Origin of the sequence: Planktothrix paucivesiculata PCC 9631 (assembly GCF_900009265.2) — a bacterium.
Lineage (GTDB): Bacteria > Cyanobacteriota > Cyanobacteriia > Cyanobacteriales > Microcoleaceae > Planktothrix > Planktothrix paucivesiculata.
In genome coordinates this window covers 1-4,089 of sequence record NZ_LR734999.1, presented here as the reverse complement: position 1 = coordinate 4,089, position 4,089 = coordinate 1, and the positions used below count along the sequence as shown (strand labels likewise).

Here is a 4,089-nt window from a genome sequence, read left to right as displayed (position 1 = left end):
ACACAAAGACGGCTAGTGATGGTTCTTTAACTAAAACAGTTGAGAATTATGACAATCAACCGTTTTGAATCGTATCTATAACCAAGGTGGAGTTATCAAGGAGCCGTGTGAGGTGAAAGTCTCACGCACGGTTCTGAAGGAGAGTTAGGAGTGGTAACGCTCCTATCGACTCTAACATACCTGGGCCTTAGTCAAGCTCTCCCCTTCTACTATCCCTCTTCTGTCACTTTCTGGCTAAGAGTGACTCGCTCGATTTTTGGCTTAGGCTTCTCTGCCTCCTTGGGTTTCTTCAGGTTGGCTTCCTTCTGAACCGTTCATCGATTCGGATTCAACTAAGGCTTCCAACTTCACCAGTAAAGCTTCTACTTTTTTCCATTTCTTCGGGTCTTTCCAAACTTCGGAACTAGATACTTTCCGAACTACATCTTGTAAGCGCCCTTTAGGAGAATTAGCAATGATAGATTGAGCCGGCTTCGTCAGTTGAGCAATTTTTTCTTTAATTTGGTTTAAACTTAGTTTTTGCTCAATCGCTGATTGGAGTATTTCCCCCCGTAGTTTTTCATCTTTAATCCGAGCGATCGCAGTAGCTTTTGTATAAGCGAGTTCTCCATTTTGTAAAGCCTCAAGAATCTCAAAGGGAAGTTTCAATAAGGGCAAGCGACTACTAACAAAAGACTGCCAACTGATCAAATTTAATTCTTCAAATCCCGTTTGAATCGCGTCACTCAATTCACTAACCAAAACGTTTTGGTTAACTGCTCCTTTAGCTACATTATTCATCTGATACAGCGTAGACTTTACCTCTTCGACTGAAACTCCCACTCGAACAGCAAGCCAATCCAAGATGCCCAATGTTTCCTCAAAGGGATTAAGGTCTTCCCGATAAAGATTTTCTTCTAAAGAAACCAACAACGCTTCTTCATCCGTAAGCGTTAAAATTCTAACCGGAACTTTACTCAACTGAATTTGTTGAGCCGCACGATAACGGCGCTCCCCTGCTACCAATTCATAACGGGAAGGATTGGATGGGTGTTTGCGAACTAGCAAAGGTTCCCAAATTCCATGCTGTTGAATTGAAGTAGCTAGTTGTTCCAAAGAAATTGGATCAAAATGACGACGGGGCTGATGATAACTAGGCAAGACAATTTGATCTAGGGCAAGTGTTTGTGAGTCAGAAGCCGATGGTTCAGACTCCGAGCCAAATAGAGCCTCGATTCCTCGAATTTTATAAGGTTCAGTTGGACGTTTATTCATAATCTCAAAGGTTATTTTTTCCGAGAGCGAGATGGAGTCGAAATAGGTGAGTCTAACAAGGATTCTAAGCCAACAACAATCTCATCAAAGACTTTAAGAGATGGATGTTTGCTGTTCAGACACGCTAGAGGTAAATGCTGTTGAGACGCATCAGCAAAAGCAACCGACCTAGGAACCGGGGAATAAATTCTCCCCACAGAAGCCAATGAATCACTAATCGAGTGTAAACTCGAAGCAGCTTGTCCAGTGCGACTATCATAAAGGGTTGGGACAAAACCCGCAATTTTTAAATGGGGGTTAGCTCGTTTGCGAACGCGCCCAATAGTACCTAGCAGCAATTCAGTTCCTTTGAGAGCTTTGTATTCCGTTTGTATGGGAATTAAAACATGAGTGGATGCCACTAAAGCAATGTAACTGAGAATTCCTAAGCTGGGCGGGCAATCAATTAAAATAAAATCATAGTCTGCTTGCACAGGCTCAAGGGCTACTTTTAACCGAGTATCTCGCATATCGGCTACCACTAACTCCAGTTCAGCCCCACTTAAATTAATATTAGATGGGAGCAAATCCATACGATGCAAAGCATGGTGTAAGGGAAGAGACTCACCTGCCATAAGGGCTTCATAAACCGTTTGATCTAAATCTGCCGGTTCTAATCCCATAAATGCAGTTAAGCTACCTTGAGGATCTAAATCAACCAACAAAACTCGATAATCTTTTTGAGCGAGATGATAGCCTAAGTTCATCGTTAACGTTGTTTTGGCTACACCACCTGACTGGTTAAACAGGGAAATAATTACACTCATACAATCAACTTATATCTTAAACAATCAACTTGTATCTTAAACAATTTTTATTCTTTGTGAACCTCATCTTTGAAAACCTGACTGTTGCTTAGAATGGTGAGCCTCCTGAAGTTGCCGCAATCTAGCCTCCAGGAAAGGCTGAACTTGGGTTTGAAAATGTTCAACTTCTTGGGGTTGAAGACCATAATGTTGCAATTTTTCCAGGGTATCAGCAATCGGCAAAGGTGTATAACAACCCCCTTCATATTTAGCCCGCATTTTAGGAACAGAAGAATCAGTTTCTCCTCGACTGTAAAGGAGTAGTTCTGAGCGAGTTGTATCCCAAACGGCTGTGTTAGACTTGCCAATGGCGATCGATCCTGTGGGAGTGGGTTTTCCTTCTAAATATAGAAAACTATGAACAATTTCCGCGATCGCTTCAGTGCGTTGAGCTTGCAGGATTTGAGCTTGTTGGAATTCAAGGGAGGCTTGATAAGAAGGAGGCAAAGGAACAGCAGAAGTCGCAGGCGTAACGGAGTGAGGAACTGCTTTGAGAATCGATTCTTCTTGTCGAGATAAAATAGATAAAGGTAACTTGGGCTCATACTCAAGCCGTTCAAGGTAGGTATTGGGTTGCCCAGAAGCTTGAAGCAGTTCACCACATCGCTCAAGAAGGGGTTCTAAGACAGAGAGAGGCACTAAATCAGGTTTCATAAACACAACTTCATAACCTCGCTCCCGTTCTAACTCAACCCAATCGGGATCAAACGCTTCTTGCCATTGCACTCCTTGTGCAGAAAGCCATTCTTTTGTTGCAGGGCTCAGTCGAGCATCTACGGATAACCCCAAAGCAGGTTGTTCTTCCACTTGCCCATTCGCTGTTGTCCATTCATAGTCTTCCTTGAGAAATAAAAGAGGCGGTAATTGGGTGAGCTTGGTGCGAAACATTTGAGAATATAGTAACGAAGGAGAAGCAGTGTTGCATTGATCAGATTCAGGAACTAACTTTGTCCAAGATTGAGGATAGACAACCGTATCAGGGTCAACGGTAACGGTTGCTGTAGTAACATGACTATTAACCACAGCCTTTGGAAATTGTTGACCCTCAACCAATAACCCAGCTTTTGAAAGAGCCTGTTTACTTTCTTTTTGGGTCAATACACCCAGAACTTTCCCTTCCTTCATTAAAACAGGTTCAGGCGATCGCTCTTTAAAACCCACCGTTACAGCAACGAATTCATGATTAAATGAACGTTCCCAAAAGGATTTAGAAAGCTTATTAATCCGAAAAGAATTACCCAAAGCCGTTGTCGCAATTAAGTAAGAACCATAACCTTTCCCTTGACGCTGAAGACTAACTTCAAGGGTTTTGCCGTCCACTAACCGTCCTGCCGCCTCAAGAATATTAATAGAAGCTTGATCCAATTCCCCCAAAATCTGATGACCTAATTTAATAACAGGAGTGGGTTCCGGTTTAACAAACGAAAGTGTTAATGACGCCGACTCATCCCTAAAGGTTTGGTTAGCAAAGCTATGCTGTTGAACCTTACCAATTTGAATCGGTTGATTAATTCTCGGATTATTAAGCTGAACAGAAAGAGTATGGCTGGGATTAGCTTCAACCGCAGCGAGTGCTTGAGTTCCAATCGGTAAATGAGCGCTGCGAGACTCAAGGGGAGCAAATTCTTGACCCTCAACAAAAACCAACGGACGATTGTATCGGGGATGATCTGAAGGTAAATCTTGACGGACAAGGATTTCTATAGGTAACTTTTGAGTAGAATCCCATACTCTTCCATAATGTTGATTGGATTCGGCTACATGAATTCCTGTTACTGTCAGATTGGTGAATTGTAACTGTTCAAGCTGTTCAATCACTTGCTCAGGGAAAGCAGCAAACGAGAAGTTAGAAATTTTATACTCAGGGCGATTACCCTTTTCACCACTATCACCCCCTTGATCTTCCCCTCCCCGATTAGCAGGGGGTTTTCATTTTCCCAAATGCGATCGCTATCTTCAAAAAAAATTATCAATTTTTCCGATCAAATTC

At 42.4% G+C, this 4,089-nt stretch carries 3 protein-coding genes; all 3 read right to left on the bottom strand.

From position 1 onward, the window contains the following. Positions 1-261: 261 nt before the first annotated feature. Positions 262-1,254, bottom strand: coding sequence for a ParB/RepB/Spo0J family partition protein (locus tag PL9631_RS04010; protein WP_083617300.1), 993 nt, complete (start codon positions 1,252-1,254; stop codon positions 262-264). Positions 1,255-1,265: 11 nt separating this feature from the next. Next, positions 1,266-2,060 carry a ParA family protein gene (locus PL9631_RS04005; RefSeq protein WP_083617298.1) on the bottom strand — a complete coding sequence of 265 codons (795 nt, stop codon included), beginning with the start codon at positions 2,058-2,060 and terminating at the stop codon, positions 1,266-1,268. A gap of 63 nt (positions 2,061-2,123) precedes the next feature. After that, a complete protein-coding gene (locus PL9631_RS04000) occupies positions 2,124-3,917 on the bottom strand; it encodes a hypothetical protein (protein ID WP_083617296.1) in 1,794 nt (597 codons plus the stop codon). Between the last annotated feature and the right edge of the window lie 172 nt (positions 3,918-4,089).